Consider the following 14461-nt stretch of genomic DNA (forward strand, 5'->3'; position numbering starts at 1 on the left):
TCTTAATTGTTTTCCCACAACTGGTCAAAATTAAAAAATGCATTCATCCCAAGCTCGTAAACGTCCTCGTTGTTTTCTCGCTTCATCAGCTTAACCTGTGTTTCGCCTTGAACGTTGTTAACTAGATATATGTTTGTCTTGGCTTTACTGTCGTCGTCTCGAAGAAATTCTTGAATGATAAAATCGCTATGTGTTACAATAAAAAACTGATTTTTATTTTTATCGTATTTTACTGCGTTTGTAAACTCTTGAATATAAGGCTCAAAACAGTGCGCTTCGGGTTCTTCAAATAATAAGACCGATTCATCATTACTTATTATTGCAGCTTTGTAAAAAATTAATCTCTGCAAAGTGTCTGCAATCATATTATACGAAAGGGTAAATACGGTGCCATCATTATACTCTTTAAAAATCTTTAAATCGTTGGTACTTTTTTCAATTAAAAATTTTAAATCGTTTTGCTTAAAGAGTAGATTTACTTGTGCCCTTAGCTCCGGAACAGAAGCGATAATTCTTCCAATATTTTTCCCAGAAGGAAACTCTAAGCTATCTTTATTCGAAACTTTGTTACTACTAACGTATCCACTAAAATTATATTTCTTAACGCGATTCCTCGTAGTAAAATCTTTTTTAATTTTTACCTCAGAATTTCGATCATTCTCCTCATTATAAGAATCAAAAATAATCGACCTTATTGGATCTCCGCTATCAAGAGTCTTGTAATGAAGAAAAAGCTCTCCATAGCTGAACGTTGACTTTATGGAACTTGAATCGAGTTCGACAATAGCTTCTCGACCAGTATCTCCCTCAAAAAATAATTCTTGATAATTATTTTGGCGGACGAAATCAGCTAAATGAACGTCGTTTCTATCCAGTGAGAACATCCCGTATAACCCCAACGCCTCCAACAAATTACTCTTTCCGGCATTTGGCTTTCCAATAAACACGTTAATTACATTACAATCCTCAATCGATGCTTGACGTATCGATTTAAAATTGCTGATATTTATGTTATTAATGTGTTTCAAGGTTTTATAAATTCTGGTAATTTAAACTCCTACTCCAGCCACTAAATGTTTCACCTTTTCAAACGGCTCTGCTACAAAATGGTCGCGATTTTTTATTTTTTCAGGGAAACGAACATGGTATTCAAATTCATCTCTAAAATGACGAATGGCAGCAGCAACCGGCCATGCAGCGGCGTCGCCTAACGGACAAATCGTATTTCCTTCGATTTTCGATTGAATATCCCACAACAAATCAATGTCTTCTTCGCGACCCATTCCGTTTTCAATACGGTACAATACTTTCTCCAACCAACCTGTTCCTTCGCGGCAAGGCGAACATTGTCCGCAGCTTTCATGGTGGTAAAAACGTGCAAAATTCCACGTGTTGCGAACAATACACGCGCGATCGTCGTACACGATAAATCCGCCCGAACCCAGCATTGAACCGGTAGCAAATCCGCCATCGCTCAAGCTTTCGTAAGTCATTAAACGATCTTCACCGTTTGCTGTTTTGTATATTAAATTCGCGGGTAAAATCGGCACAGAACTTCCACCGGGCACAAACGCCTTCAACGGACGATCGGTGCTCATTCCACCTAAATATTCATCGGAGTTCATGAATTCATAAACCGACAAACCTAACTCTATTTCGTAAACACCTGGATTCTTAATGTTTCCAGATGCCGATATTAATTTTGTACCTGTTGAGCGTCCGATACCAATTTTAGCGTAATCGGCACCGCTGTTGTTCACAATCCACGGCACTGCCGCAATCGTTTCCACGTTATTTACCACAGTTGGATTAGCCCACAGACCCGATACAGCTGGAAACGGTGGCTTAATACGCGGATTTCCACGCTTGCCTTCCAACGATTCAATCAATGCAGTTTCCTCACCACAAATGTACGCGCCGGCACCACAGTGCACGTGTAACTCTAAGTCGTAACCCGAACCTAGGATGTTCTTTCCGAGAAATCCTGCAGCTTTAGCTTCGGCAATAGCACGTTCCAAGATTTTGTACACCCACATATACTCACCACGGATGTAGATGTAGGATAAATTCGCGCCAAGTGCATAGGAAGAGGTAATCATTCCCTCGATCAGCAAATGCGGAATGTACTCCATCAAAAAGCGGTCTTTGAAAGTTCCTGGCTCCGACTCGTCGGCGTTGCAAACCAAGTGCCTTGGCTTACCACTTTTTTTATCGATAAAGCTCCACTTCATTCCAGCTGGGAAACCTGCGCCTCCACGTCCGCGCAAACCCGACGTTTTCACTTCTTCCACAACCTCGTCCGGCGTCATATTCTTGAGTGCCTTTTCTACGGAAGCATATCCTCCCTCCCGACGGTACACCTCGAATGTCTTGATTCCAGGAACATTTATTTTATCTAGTAATATTTTTTGTGCCATAGTATTATAAACTACTTTTTATAACAAGAATATCTTTTTTTAATGGTACGATCTCTTTCGTTACAATTTGATATATAATCGATTCATCTACTCGAAAGTATTCATGCGAAATCATATTTCTTGTCGCAATAATCTTTCTCCAAGGAGCCGATGTTTCGCTGCCGTAAAGCAATTCCTCAGAAATATGATTGGTAGCTTCACCAATTATTTCCAGCAATCTTTCGACGGCTAACTTTTTTTCTTAGTTGGAGCAAAAGTCTTCGAAAGAAACATTCTTCATAATCATCTCTATCTTTTCAATTGCTTCCAAAATATGAAATATTCGGACCTTATCTCCAAGATTACGCTTCATAAATCAATACTTTGTCGCTATCTATCTCTTGCTCGATTAATGGAGAAACATACTTGGCAGAAACAAAATCAACATTCTTATTCAATAATTCTTTAATTTCTTCCCACCATCCAACGTAATTCCAACCTATATGCTTTGAATAATCCCAATCGATAAGTAAATCAATATCACTATTTTCATCTGCCTCGCCTCGTGCGTACGATCCAAACAAATATACTTTATGTACCGGTTTATCCCGGAAGAAAGTTCGTATTTGTTCAACTTGAGAGGCTGACAATTGCATTACTTATCGTGTAAGGTTATCTTATTCTCTTTGCAATCTGCGATCAATTGATCGATCTTTTCTTCATTGAGGTGCTCCACGTAGAAATCGCCCAACTGCATCATTGGTGCGTATCCGCAAGCTCCTAAACACTCTACTCCGCGTACTTCAAATAAGCCATCGGCAGTAAGCTCTGCCACATTAACACCTAATTTCTTACAGGTATAATCCATTAAGTTTTCCACACCATTCAAACAGCAAGGCGAAGTTTGACAAAACTCGAACATATACTTGCCAATCGGACGCTGATTATACATGGTGTAAAAGGTCACAACTTCGTATACCTCGATAGGTTTAATACCCAGAATTTCGGCAACTTTATCTTGAAGCGGTACACTCAACCAATTGTCGTGCGCATCCTGCACTTCGTGTAAAACAGGTAACAAAGCCGACTTGCGTTTATCCGCCGGATAACGCGAAATCAACTCGTCGATGCGTGCTTGAAGTTCAGGTGTTATATTGATTTCTTGATGGTACTGTTTTCTTTCCATAATTTCGTTATGCATCTAATTCGCCAGCAATTACATTTAAGCTTGAAAGTGTTGCAATCGCATCGGATAACATTTCACCTTTCACCATATAATTAAAGGCTTGGTAGTAAATAAAACACGGACGTCGGAAGTGTAAGCGGTAAGGTGTGCGACTTCCGTCGGTAATTAAATAAAACCCGAGTTCTCCGTTTCCGCCTTCTACTGGATGATATACTTCGGTAACCGGAACCGGCACTTCGCCCATTACAATTTTAAAGTGGTAGATTAAGCCTTCCATAGTGTTGTATACTTCATCTTTTGGAGGAAGGTAATAATCGGGAACGTCGGCGTGATACGGACCTTCTGGCATTTTGTCGATAGCCTGACGGATAATTTTCAAACTTTCCCAAACTTCGGCATTACGAACACAAAAACGATCGTAAGTATCGCCTGATTTTCCAACAGGGATTTCAAAATCAAAATCTTCGTAAGAAGAATACGGCTGCATCACACGAATGTCGTAATCAACTCCAGTTGCACGTAAATTCGGACCTGTAAATCCGAAATTCATGGCGTCTTCAGCTGAAATCGCACCCACGTTGATGGTACGATCCATGAAGATTCTGTTTCGCGTAAGTAAGCTTTCAAACTCGGTCCAGATTGGTGGAAATTCTTCCAAAAGTTTCTCAATTTTTTCAAAAACTTTCGGCGACCAATCGCGTTCAAAACCACCGATTCGGCCCATATTTGTTGTAAGACGTGCACCGCAAATCTCTTCGTAAATCTCATAAATCTTCTCGCGATACTGGAACACATATAAGAAACCTGTAAGAGCACCCGTATCAACTCCTAAAACCGAATTACAAATAATGTGGTCGGCAATACGAGCAAGTTCCATTACGATTACGCGCATGTATTGAACACGCTTCGGAACTTCAATTCCCAAAGCCTTTTCTAAAGTCATCCACCAACCCATATTGTTGATTGGCGACGAACAGTAGTTCATACGGTCGGTAAGTGGCGTAATTTGATAAAACGGACGATTTTCTGCAATCTTTTCAAAGGCGCGGTGAATGTACCCAACCGTTCCTTCGCCCTCAATAATACGCTCGCCATCCATTAACAAAATATTTTGAAATATTCCGTGGGTTGCTGGGTGGGTAGGTCCTAAATTGAGGATGGAAAGCTCACTGCCGTCGTCGTTTTTATGCTTTTCGATAATTGTAGCAAAACGTTGTTCTGGTGGTAAAAGTAACTCTGACATGGTACTGCTTTTAGATTAACAATTATCTGTTGTTCTTCCGAAGAAACGGTCGTCTTTATCGGTACGACCACCATCTTCTAGTGGATATTCTTTACGAAGCGGAAACACCGTCATTTCATCCATGTTAAGGATGCGTTTCAACTGCGGGTGACCCATAAATCGGATACCGTAAAAATCGTAGGTTTCGCGTTCTTGCCAGTTTGCACTTCGGAACAAATCAGATACCGTAGGGATTTCAGGCTGCGCACCACTCAAAAAGCATTTGATGCGAATACGAACGTTTTCAAACCAATTGTGTATGTGATATACCACTGCAAACTGCCTGTCTTCACTAGCTTCTGGATAATGTACGCCGCACAAATCGGTTAAAAAATTAAAGTTCAATGACGGTTCACTTTTCAAAAACTGAATCACCTCTTTGATTACAGCTGGCTCAGCTTCAAAAGTTAATATGTCGTGAATTTGATTAAAGTCGGAAACGCTGTCCCCAAACTTGGCAAGCAGCGTTTCGTGAATAAATTGGTTTTCTAAACCCATTTTATTGGATGTTGTATGAGGCTAATAATTCAGTGTACTCAGGTGAACTGCGGCGGCGTACCGACTCGCTTTTCACTAAATCTTGCAAACGCATAATCCCGTCGAGAATTTGCTCCGGACGCGGCGGACAACCTGGCACGTAAACATCGACCGGAATTACTTTATCAATTCCTTGAAGCACGCTGTAGGTGTCGAAAATTCCGCCCGAGCACGCACAGGCTCCAACAGATATAACCCATTTAGGTTCTGCCATTTGTTCGTATACCTGACGCAAAATAGGCGCCATTTTTTTTGCGATAGTTCCCATTACCAGAAGCATGTCGGCCTGACGTGGTGAAAAACTCATACGCTCCGAACCAAAACGCGCCACATCGTAATGAGACGCCATGGTAGCCATGAATTCTATACCACAACAAGAAGTTGCAAAAGGCAAAGGCCAAAGCGAATTAGCACGCGCTAACCCTACTACTGAATCGAGTTTAGTTGCAAAAAAACCTTCTCCGGCAAAGCCTTCTGGAGCAGGTGCATTGGTAATTATTTTTGAATCGCTCATAGTTGTATCATCGTTACGTTAAGGATTACTCCCACTCCAAACCTTTTTTCTTGATTACATAAAAGAAACCAACCAACAACAAAGCCATAAAGATGCCCATTTTAAGGAAGCCTTCCATACCCATAGCCTTGAAATTGACCGCCCACGGATACAAGAAAATTACTTCCACATCAAACAAAACAAATAAGATGGCTACGAGAAAATACTTTACAGAGAATGGAATTCGAGCGTTTCCGATGGATTCAATTCCACACTCAAAATTCTTGTCTTTATTTTTTGAAAGCCTGCGTGGACCAAGAAAACTCGAACCCACAATGGTTAGCGCAACAAAACCGACCGCTAACAACATCTGCATCAAAATCGGAACATAATCAACCTGAGAAGATTGCATCATTTTGTTTAAATTTTTGCCCACAAAGATAAACGGCAACGGGGATATTAACAACCTTATTAGGTTCGACAAATATTAAAGTTGTCTATTTTTAATCATTATAAATAATATGTCCGTTTTTTAGTTCAGCCACCAAATCGAGGCGTTCAAAATTGCCGCAAAAGCAACCCATATCATATACGGAATCAATAACTTAGCCGAAACGACATCGATTTTCCGAAATTGCAGGTAGGTTTCGTAAATCAACAATTCTAATAAAACAATCTCGACTAATGCCAAAAGCGGATTTTTCAATCCGAAAAACAAAAACGACCATGCCGTATTCAAGGCGAATTGAATCCACCAAAATAAAAGTGCTTTTCTGATCACAGCCACTTCCGATTTTGTGTTGCTCCATACTCGAGCAGCAGCTATGGCCATGAAAACGTACAAAACACTCCAAACCGGCGCAAACAACCAGTTTGGCGGATTAAAAAAAGGTTTTTCTAAAAAAACAAACCAAGTTTCGATTCCCGGACGCGTTACCTGCCCGACTAAAAATCCGATTCCCAATGTAGTGGCAATCAAAGTTGCACTTTTTACTGCCAAATCTCTTCCTGTCTTCATACGTACAAAATGAAAGTTGATACACGCGCTTTGTATTATCTTTGCGCAAAAACTTCATGCAGCTTCACGAAGATTTTATCACAAACTTAATTCCTTCCGCAAATTTTCAGCACAAATCTACGTTTAGTGCGCCAAGTAATATCGCTCTGGTTAAATATTGGGGAAAAAATCCGGATCAAACCCCGGCAAATCCGTCGATTAGTTTCACACTGAACGACTGCAAAACCATCACTTCCGTAGAAGCAAGCTTTGCAAATCAGTTTTCATTTGATTTTTATTTCGAAGGCGAACGCAAACCAAGTTTCTTGCCTAAACTACAAACGTTTTTTGACAAGATTCTTCCCTACTGCGCGTTCTTGAACGGTTTAACACTTAAAATCGATTCCAAAAATACATTCCCACATTCGTCGGGCATTGCTTCATCGGCCTCGGCTTTGGCAGCTTTAGCTATGAATATCTGCGACATCGAACGCCAACTCAGTTCCCATCCGAACGAAGAACACTTGTTGAAAAAAGCTTCGTTTTTAGCCCGAATTGGTTCTGGCAGCGCCTGCCGAAGTATTTCTGGAAATCCGGTTATCTGGGGAAAAAACGAAACCTTTCCAGCGGCATCCGATTTGTACGGCATCGCTTTTCCAAATACCTTACACGCGGTTTTTCACAACTTTCAAGATACTATAATGCTTGTAGATGTTGGACAAAAAGTAGTTTCCAGCACAGCCGGGCACGCACTGATGAACAACCATCCGTTTGCCGCAAGCCGATTTGAACAAGCGCACCGAAATCTGGCAATAATTTCAAAAGCATTAGAACAAGGTGATCTCGATAAATTCATCGAAATAACCGAAAGCGAAGCGCTGACCTTACACGCGATGATGCTTACTTCAACGCCTTCATTCATCTTAATGCATGCCAATACATTACAGATTATCGAGCGGGTACGTCGCTTCCGCGAAAGCACAAAATTACCGCTTTGCTTCACACTCGATGCCGGCGCAAATGTTCACTTACTTTATCCTGAAAGCATTAAAAGTGAAATTTTAGAATTTATTAAGGAAAATCTTGTTGAATTTTGCCAAAATCAGCAGTACCTTTGTGATACTGTTGGCAACGGAGCACAAAAGTTGAACTAACAGGAAATCAACAACATGAAAGGACCACTTTTTTACTCTAAGATATTACTGTTCGGAGAATACGGAATCATCAAAGATTCAAAAGGTTTATCCATTCCTTACAACTTTTACAACGGTGCGCTAAAAATAGATGGCGCTTCAACCGAACAAGCAAAAGCATCAAACCAAAGTTTGATTCGCTTTACCAACTATTTAAAAGAACTCACTAAGCAGCAACCCGAATTGGTGCAATTCGATTTCGAAAGTCTCGACCGCGATTTACAAGCCGGCATGCACTTCGACTCGTCGATTCCACAAGGTTACGGCGTTGGAAGTAGCGGTGCGCTCGTAGCTGCCATTTACGATAAATACGCGCTCTCTAAAATCAGCGTACTTGAAAACTTAACCCGTGAGAAACTGTTGCGATTGAAAGAGATTTTCGCAAATATGGAATCGTTCTTCCACGGAAAAAGTTCCGGACTCGATCCCGTAAATTCATATCTCAGCATTCCGATTCTCATCAATTCGAAAGATAACATCGAAGCAACCGGAATTCCGACCCAACGCCCAGAAGGCAGCGGTGCCGTTTTCCTACTCGATAGCGGAATTGTGGGCGAAACTGCGCCTATGGTTCAGATTTTTATGGAAAACCTAAAAGACAAAGGGTTCCGTAACATGCTGAAAAATCAGTTTGTAAAATATACCGATGCCTGTGTGGAAAATTTCCTAGCGGGCGACCTCAAATCGCTTTTCGAAAATACCAAACAACTTTCTAAAGTTGCCATCAATCACTTCAAACCCATGATTCCTTCGCAATTTCACGAAATCTGGGAACGCGGTATCGAAACCAACGATTACTACTTAAAGTTGTGCGGATCTGGTGGCGGTGGTTACATCTTAGGCTTTACCCAAGATTACGAAAAAGCTGCCGAAGCTCTCAAAAACTACAAGCTCGAAGTGGTATACCGCTTCTAAAAACACATGCTTAGCCGCAAAAACAAACGCTTGCTGATGAAATGCGTCAGCTTGTTTTCGGTCGTTCGCGGCTATAATATTCCTATCATTTTCCTAGCGCAATACCTTTCGGCGATATTTATTCTTGCTGGCGATATGCGTGCGCTCCATGTACTGCTCGACCCGCTATTGCTTTGCATTGTACTCGCCTCGGCTATCACAATTGCTTCGGGATATATCATTAATAATTTCTACGATTCGCAAAAAGATTTAATAAACCGACCGCGAAAATCCTTACTCGATCGTTTGGTATCCCAAGGCACCAAATTGCGTGTGTATTTTACGCTAAATTTCATCTCAGTAGGCATCGCCTTTATCGTCTCCTGGCGCGCAGCAGCGTTTTTTAGCGTGTACATTTTCCTGATTTGGTTTTACTCGCATAAAGTCAAAAAGTACTTACTGGTAGGGAATTTAATGTCGACACTCCTCGCCATTTTTCCATTCTTTGCGATTTTGCTCTACTACAAAAATTTCGAACCCGTTATTTTCGGGCACGCTACTTTTTTGTGGCTGCTGCTGCTCATGCGCGAAATTGTAAAAGATTTAGAAAACCTAACGGGCGATTTAGCCAATAACTACCACACAATTGCCGTTGAATACGGCGAGTCTAAAAGCAAACAAGCATTTACAACAGCCTCGGTACTCACACTCATTCCCGTGTATTTGTTAATCGAACGTTACGATGTTGGCTACATGGATTTATACTTATACGTTTCCTTAATCGTACTCACGGTTCTAAACATACTACTCTGGAAAAAAAGCGAAAAAAGTCGCTATTTATTGGTTCACAACGGTATTAAAGCACTCATTGTAGCAGGCGTTTTCTGCATTGTACTCATCGACCCAGGCGTATTGTACCACGGTAAAAAATTGTTGTAGATTTCGATTTTTTGGGCAGCTATTCCCGCTGTTCACTGCAAGTTTTCCGTTTGCTACGCGCTCGAAAATCGCTTTGCCACGGCTTCCGCTGGTCGCCGCCGCAAAGCGTTTCTCGCAGCGCACCAACCGCAAAAGCTTTTCGTTGCCATCGGGGCTGCGGCATTCGTGCACAAAACAACCTGCTAATTGACGGGCATTGACTACCTTTGCCAAAATTTTGAATTATGCCGGGGAAATCAGAAAAACCGAGAAAGACAGCTACATCGAAGCCAAAAAATAAAAAAACGACTTATAAAAAAGATTACAAGCCTTCCGACAGTCGCAAGGAAATTTCTGCCGTAAAACCAGCAGCCAGACAACCTAAAAAAACGACCGCCGACGAAATTCGTCTCAACAAATACATCGCCAACAGCGGCGTGTGCTCCCGTCGAGAAGCCGATATTTACATCCAATCCGGAAACGTAAAAGTTAACGGCGAGCCCATAACCGAATTAGGTTACAAAGTAAAACCAACCGATAAAGTTGAATTCGACGGCGTAAAACTCACTCCCGAAAAGAAAGTGTACGTTTTGCTAAACAAACCAAAAAGCTTTACTACCTCAACCGACGATGCAGGCGGACAACGCAACGTAAACGAACTCATAAAATCGGCTGCAAACACTACACTTTATCCCATTGGCCGCATGGATAAAACCACTACAGGTTTGCTGCTGTTCACCAACGATCACGACCTGATTAACAAATTCGGTTCGCCAAATCAACGTAGCTCGAAAATCTATCAAGTTTCTCTAGATCGTAACTTGAAATTCGAAGACTTAGAACGTATCGAAAAAGGTGTTGAAATGGATGGGCATTTCCTACGTGTCGATTCTATCAGCTACATCGACGATGCGCCAAAAAGTGAAATTGGTTTACAAGTAAACTCTTCAAACCCAAAGCACGTGCGTGCCATATTCGAATCCATGAAGTACGATGTTTTAAAAATCGACCGTGTTGCTTTCGCCGGACTTACCAAGAAAAATCTCGCACGCGGTCAATGGCGCTTCCTGACTGACCAAGAAATTATCAATTTGAAGAATGTGTAAAACGTCGCCAGACGAATGCACCTTACTTCCCTCCTCCGGCGATAAAATCCTTTAAGTAAAAAGGTTCAAAGTAGGCAACGTCTTCAAAGGCGCCGTCTGTGAAACGCTTATGCGCCAAGGCAAGCATGTCTTTGGCCGAAGGATACGGCAACGATTCATCAATGATAATATTTGTTCGATGGGCAAACAGCTCTTTACATTTCGTTGCGCCGTCGCCAAACAAAACTAGCGTCTCGCTGAAATTTTCAAACGAATGTTCGTCGAGAATCTTAGCCGAAACCGGTTCTATTATTTGGTTATTCGCATCGTAAACGGCAGTGTAGACTTCCATACGGCGCGCGTCGAGCATGGGCACTTTATAACCCGAATGTAGTTGCTTGGGTGTCGCTAAAACTTCGAGCGTAGAAACCGAAATTAAAGGAATACTTAGTGCATAACACAAACCTTTCGCGGCCGCAACACCAATACGTAAACCCGTGTACGAACCTGGACCCGCACTCACCGCCACAGCAGCCAAATCGGCAAATTTTACTCCGGCTTCGTCTAAAACGTTTTGAATAAACGTGTGTAATAACTCGGCTTGCGAGTAATTCTCGCCTGCAAATTCTTTTGCTGCTAAAAAAGCACCGTCTTTCGATAAAGCTACCGAACAATTCTTGGTAGCCGTTTCCAAACACAAGATAAGCGCCATTATTTAGCGGCTTTTATATCTTTGGTTTTAACCAAATCGCCCGAATTTAATTCTTTGCTTACCAGACCAAACGGACCCGTAATTACCACATCGCCCTTTTTCAAACCGGAAATAATTTCGATGTTGCTGTTATCTTGAATACCTGTTTTTACGATTCGTATTTTAGCTTTATTACCCACTTTCACAAACACGCACTCCAAACGTTTGTCGCTTTTTGGCGCAGGCGTTTCTTCGGTCTTAGCTTCGTCGGGCATTTCAAATTGCGGCTTCTTCACCGGAAGTGTATCGCTTTTTACCACTACACTACTAATCGGTACAGCAATAACATCTACACGTGTTTTGGTTATAATGTCGACCGTGGCTGTCATTCCCGGACGAAACGGCGAGTAGGTTGCCGGCTTGCCTTCTAACAAATCGGCATACGATTCTTTTAACAAGCGCACTTTTACTTTGAAGTTCGTTACTTGGTCGGCTGTGGTTGCTGTACTTGCCGAATTCGAAATGCTGGTAACAATTCCTTTGAACTCTTTTTTCAAATAGGCATCAACTTGAATTTTAGCAGAATCGCCGATACTAACTTTAACAATGTCGTTTTCGTTCACATCAACTTCCACTTCCATTTGGTTTAGGTTTGCCACGCGCAAGATTTCGGTTCCCGCCATTTGCTGCGTTCCGAGAACACGTTCGCCTAACTCCACATTGAGCATCGAGATGGTTCCGTCTGCAGGAGCGTAAATGGTAGTGCGTCCTAAATTGTCTTTAGCTTCTTTCACAGTAGCGCTCGCCGATGCCACATTGTAATACGCCGATTGCTTATTAGCTTTGGCTACTTCAAACGCTGACACGGCTTTTTCAAAATCGGCGCGAGAAATAATTCCCTTTTCGTAAAGCGTTTTATTTCGGTCGTAAGCGGCTTTAGCTTCGGTAAATTGCGCATCAGCTTGCGACAAACCGGCTTTCGTTTGCGACAATCCGGCTACAGTTCGATTTAAGCCCGAGGTATATAAATCGGGATTGATGCGCACGAGCAAATCGCCTTTCTTAACCACTTGACCTTCTTTTACAGGTAGTGCAATGATTTCGCCCGAAACTTCCGAAGAAATTTTCACTTCTACTTCCGGCTGAATTTTTCCGGTTGCCGAAACGGTTTCGACGATGGTTTGTGTGCTGGCAACAACGGTTTCTACTTCTTTCTCTTCGCCAGACTTTTTAAAGGCACCCGACGATGCGGCGTATAACAAACCGCCGATTACTGCTACTAGAACGATTACTATAATCCAAACTTTTTTCTTTCCCATAACTATTGTTGCATAATTGGAATTCCGAAATAGAATTCAACGACTTTTACTTTAAAGATGTAATCATATTTGGCGCGACTCAACTCGGCCTGTGCGTTTACGTACAAGGTTTGTGCCTGACTTAAATCGAAGGCATTCATTAAGCCTACGTTGAAACGTTCGGTGGCGTATTTAAACGCTTCTCCGCGTGCTTCAACAGCAGTTACTGCCGCTTCGTAAGTTTTCAATGCGGCATTGGCGTCGGTGAAAGCTTGGAACACGTTCCGTTCGAGTGTAAGGTTTTCTTGATCGAGGTTGGTTTGTGCGCGTTGGAAGGCAATTTTTGCGCGACGAACTGAATTTCGTGAGGAGAATCCGTTTAGAATCGGAATCGTAAGTTGTAAACCAAACTGGTGACCTTTATTTTCGACGAATTGATCGGCAACCGAACGTGGCCCACCTAAAACGGGACGGAAATTAGGTTGCAGAACGTTAAATGTGCTACCGTTAACGTCGACAGTTCCGATTACCGAAGTGGGGTTATCGGTATTGGGTTCAAAACCTACAATTCGATCGGTGTAGGCGGCACGAGTATTGAAACTGTAAAAACCTTGTAAAGTTGGCGAATAGGCTGCTTTGGCTATTTGAATATCGCGTTGTGCTAAATCGAGATTGGCTTGTGCAATTTTAATTTCAACGCGTTCTTTTTTTGCTTTCTCGTAAATGGTTTCAGGCGACTCGAGCATGGTAGCGCTGTTTTGCACTGGATAATCGGCATCGACGGTATCGAAATTTCTAAAATCTTCCAATTGAAGCAACTGCGCCAAGCTCAGTTTCGAAATCAGTAAACTGTTTTCGGCTACCGCCAGGGTTTGTCGGTTTGTAGCTACTGTGGCTTGAATATCGAGTAAATCGCCACGCGGAATGGAACCGGCTTCGACTAAATCTTTGGATCGCGCTTCTTGCTTGAGATTGTTATTAAGCTGTTCTTGTTGAATTTTGAGATTTTCCTTGTTGAACAAGATTTGCAAGTAAGCGTTGGCCACATTAAGCGAAATATCGTCTTTCATTTTTGAAAGTCGGTATTGCGAGGCAAGCTCAGATAATTTAGCTCTGCGGTAGCGGTACAAATTCGAGAGACCGCTGAATATGGTAACACTCGAATTGAGACCTGCGCTGGTAAATTGTGTGGTTTGGTTTTCGAGTAAACCTGTGGTGATGTTCTGGTTTAAACCAATGTTCCACGAATGATTTCCGTTGGCGCTTATGGATGGCAGGTAATTTCCGATGGCATCGCTACGCTCGATTTTTGCTGTTTCGAGATCGAGTGCCGATTGCTGTACCGATATATTTTTTTCGAGTGCGTAGTTAACGCATTCGAGTAATGTCCACTTTTTAGCTTGTGCAAAAGAGGAAAAGACACCCGAACAGGCAACAAAAACAACGATTAGCTGTGCTTTAACTTTTGGCATTAGGTTTGATTTGCTCTGT

The 14461-nt window shown here is 42.0% G+C and carries 16 protein-coding genes and 1 pseudogene; 4 read left to right on the top strand and 13 right to left on the bottom strand.

Translation table 11 applies throughout. The features are described from left to right. Window positions 1–2: 2 nt before the first annotated feature. The 10 genes and pseudogenes from CHX27_RS12220 to CHX27_RS12265 all read right to left on the bottom strand — a co-directional run bounded on the left by CHX27_RS12220 (window position 3) and on the right by CHX27_RS12265 (window position 6912). On the bottom strand, window positions 3–1028 hold the full coding sequence (locus CHX27_RS12220; RefSeq protein ID WP_165764511.1) for an AAA family ATPase: 1026 nt from the start codon (window positions 1026–1028) through the stop codon (window positions 3–5). Between the two features lie 21 nt (window positions 1029–1049). After that, on the bottom strand, window positions 1050–2417 hold the full coding sequence (nuoF, locus tag CHX27_RS12225; protein ID WP_094487059.1) for an NADH-quinone oxidoreductase subunit NuoF: 1368 nt from the start codon (window positions 2415–2417) through the stop codon (window positions 1050–1052). Window positions 2418–2421: 4 nt separating this feature from the next. Continuing rightward, window positions 2422–2643: pseudogene (locus CHX27_RS15835) on the bottom strand (HepT-like ribonuclease domain-containing protein); the annotation flags it as partial. Between the two features lie 115 nt (window positions 2644–2758). Continuing rightward, on the bottom strand, window positions 2759–3052 hold the full coding sequence (locus CHX27_RS12235) for a nucleotidyltransferase family protein (protein WP_094487060.1): 294 nt from the start codon (window positions 3050–3052) through the stop codon (window positions 2759–2761). Further along, complete coding sequence (locus CHX27_RS12240; protein ID WP_094487113.1) at window positions 3052–3582, bottom strand: NADH-quinone oxidoreductase subunit NuoE family protein; 531 nt, start codon at window positions 3580–3582, stop codon at window positions 3052–3054. Before CHX27_RS12240 ends, CHX27_RS12235 begins: the two co-directional genes overlap by 1 nt. A gap of 7 nt (window positions 3583–3589) precedes the next feature. Beyond that, window positions 3590–4825 carry an NADH-quinone oxidoreductase subunit D gene (locus tag CHX27_RS12245; RefSeq protein WP_094487061.1) on the bottom strand — a complete coding sequence of 412 codons (1236 nt, stop codon included), beginning with the start codon at window positions 4823–4825 and terminating at the stop codon, window positions 3590–3592. A 15-nt stretch (window positions 4826–4840) separates the two neighbouring features. Further along, window positions 4841–5362: an NADH-quinone oxidoreductase subunit C gene (locus CHX27_RS12250; protein WP_094487062.1), complete on the bottom strand. Its 522-nt coding sequence runs from the start codon at window positions 5360–5362 to the stop codon at window positions 4841–4843. Window position 5363: 1 nt separating this feature from the next. Further along, the gene (locus CHX27_RS12255; RefSeq protein WP_094487063.1) at window positions 5364–5915 is read right to left on the bottom strand and encodes an NADH-quinone oxidoreductase subunit B; all 552 of its coding nucleotides are present in this window, start codon (window positions 5913–5915) and stop codon (window positions 5364–5366) included. A 25-nt stretch (window positions 5916–5940) separates the two neighbouring features. Beyond that, the gene (locus CHX27_RS12260) at window positions 5941–6306 is read right to left on the bottom strand and encodes an NADH-quinone oxidoreductase subunit A (protein ID WP_094487114.1); all 366 of its coding nucleotides are present in this window, start codon (window positions 6304–6306) and stop codon (window positions 5941–5943) included. Window positions 6307–6426: 120 nt separating this feature from the next. Continuing rightward, window positions 6427–6912, bottom strand: a complete 486-nt coding sequence (locus tag CHX27_RS12265) for a TspO/MBR family protein (protein WP_094487064.1) — start codon at window positions 6910–6912, stop codon at window positions 6427–6429. Between the two features lie 56 nt (window positions 6913–6968). On the opposite strand from CHX27_RS12265, the gene CHX27_RS12270 reads away from it, so the two are divergent. The 4 genes from CHX27_RS12270 to CHX27_RS12285 all read left to right on the top strand — a co-directional run bounded on the left by CHX27_RS12270 (window position 6969) and on the right by CHX27_RS12285 (window position 11002). Next, on the top strand, window positions 6969–8045 hold the full coding sequence (locus tag CHX27_RS12270; protein ID WP_094487065.1) for a diphosphomevalonate/mevalonate 3,5-bisphosphate decarboxylase family protein: 1077 nt from the start codon (window positions 6969–6971) through the stop codon (window positions 8043–8045). Between the two features lie 15 nt (window positions 8046–8060). Next, window positions 8061–8999 (top strand): mevalonate kinase family protein, encoded by a 939-nt coding sequence (locus CHX27_RS12275; RefSeq protein WP_094487066.1) that lies wholly within the window; start codon window positions 8061–8063, stop codon window positions 8997–8999. A 6-nt stretch (window positions 9000–9005) separates the two neighbouring features. Beyond that, on the top strand, window positions 9006–9917 hold the full coding sequence (locus CHX27_RS12280; protein WP_094487067.1) for a geranylgeranylglycerol-phosphate geranylgeranyltransferase: 912 nt from the start codon (window positions 9006–9008) through the stop codon (window positions 9915–9917). Between the two features lie 224 nt (window positions 9918–10141). After that, the gene (locus CHX27_RS12285) at window positions 10142–11002 is read left to right on the top strand and encodes a pseudouridine synthase (protein WP_094487068.1); all 861 of its coding nucleotides are present in this window, start codon (window positions 10142–10144) and stop codon (window positions 11000–11002) included. Window positions 11003–11024: 22 nt separating this feature from the next. Here CHX27_RS12285 and tsaB read toward each other — a convergent pair whose 3' ends face one another. From tsaB to CHX27_RS12300, 3 genes are read right to left on the bottom strand one after another with little or no spacing between them, the layout of a single operon-like run. Beyond that, on the bottom strand, window positions 11025–11693 hold the full coding sequence (gene tsaB / locus CHX27_RS12290) for a tRNA (adenosine(37)-N6)-threonylcarbamoyltransferase complex dimerization subunit type 1 TsaB (protein ID WP_094487069.1): 669 nt from the start codon (window positions 11691–11693) through the stop codon (window positions 11025–11027). Continuing rightward, window positions 11693–12991: an efflux RND transporter periplasmic adaptor subunit gene (locus tag CHX27_RS12295; RefSeq protein WP_094487070.1), complete on the bottom strand. Its 1299-nt coding sequence runs from the start codon at window positions 12989–12991 to the stop codon at window positions 11693–11695. Before CHX27_RS12295 ends, tsaB begins: the two co-directional genes overlap by 1 nt. 2 nt (window positions 12992–12993) lie before the next feature. Next, window positions 12994–14442: a TolC family protein gene (locus CHX27_RS12300; RefSeq protein ID WP_094487071.1), complete on the bottom strand. Its 1449-nt coding sequence runs from the start codon at window positions 14440–14442 to the stop codon at window positions 12994–12996. Between the last annotated feature and the right edge of the window lie 19 nt (window positions 14443–14461).

The sequence above is a fragment of the Flavobacterium aurantiibacter genome (assembly GCF_002251775.1).
GTDB classification, from domain to species: Bacteria; Bacteroidota; Bacteroidia; order Flavobacteriales; family Flavobacteriaceae; genus Flavobacterium; species Flavobacterium aurantiibacter.

Excerpts from the sequence above, each read along its gene's own strand:
- nuoF (WP_094487059.1), bottom strand. The coding sequence starts at position 2,417 with ATGGCACAAAAAATATTACTAGATAAAATAAATGTTCCTGGAATCAAG.
- CHX27_RS12235 (WP_094487060.1), bottom strand. The coding sequence starts at position 3,052 with ATGCAATTGTCAGCCTCTCAAGTTGAACAAATACGAACTTTCTTCCGG.
- CHX27_RS12240 (WP_094487113.1), bottom strand. The coding sequence starts at position 3,582 with ATGGAAAGAAAACAGTACCATCAAGAAATCAATATAACACCTGAACTT.
- CHX27_RS12245 (WP_094487061.1), bottom strand. The coding sequence starts at position 4,825 with ATGTCAGAGTTACTTTTACCACCAGAACAACGTTTTGCTACAATTATC.
- CHX27_RS12250 (WP_094487062.1), bottom strand. The coding sequence starts at position 5,362 with ATGGGTTTAGAAAACCAATTTATTCACGAAACGCTGCTTGCCAAGTTT.
- CHX27_RS12255 (WP_094487063.1), bottom strand. The coding sequence starts at position 5,915 with ATGAGCGATTCAAAAATAATTACCAATGCACCTGCTCCAGAAGGCTTT.
- CHX27_RS12260 (WP_094487114.1), bottom strand. The coding sequence starts at position 6,306 with ATGCAATCTTCTCAGGTTGATTATGTTCCGATTTTGATGCAGATGTTG.
- CHX27_RS12265 (WP_094487064.1), bottom strand. The coding sequence starts at position 6,912 with ATGAAGACAGGAAGAGATTTGGCAGTAAAAAGTGCAACTTTGATTGCC.
- CHX27_RS12270 (WP_094487065.1), top strand. The coding sequence starts at position 6,969 with ATGCAGCTTCACGAAGATTTTATCACAAACTTAATTCCTTCCGCAAAT.
- CHX27_RS12275 (WP_094487066.1), top strand. The coding sequence starts at position 8,061 with ATGAAAGGACCACTTTTTTACTCTAAGATATTACTGTTCGGAGAATAC.
- CHX27_RS12280 (WP_094487067.1), top strand. The coding sequence starts at position 9,006 with ATGCTTAGCCGCAAAAACAAACGCTTGCTGATGAAATGCGTCAGCTTG.
- CHX27_RS12285 (WP_094487068.1), top strand. The coding sequence starts at position 10,142 with ATGCCGGGGAAATCAGAAAAACCGAGAAAGACAGCTACATCGAAGCCA.
- tsaB (WP_094487069.1), bottom strand. The coding sequence starts at position 11,693 with ATGGCGCTTATCTTGTGTTTGGAAACGGCTACCAAGAATTGTTCGGTA.
- CHX27_RS12295 (WP_094487070.1), bottom strand. The coding sequence starts at position 12,991 with ATGGGAAAGAAAAAAGTTTGGATTATAGTAATCGTTCTAGTAGCAGTA.
- CHX27_RS12300 (WP_094487071.1), bottom strand. The coding sequence starts at position 14,442 with ATGCCAAAAGTTAAAGCACAGCTAATCGTTGTTTTTGTTGCCTGTTCG.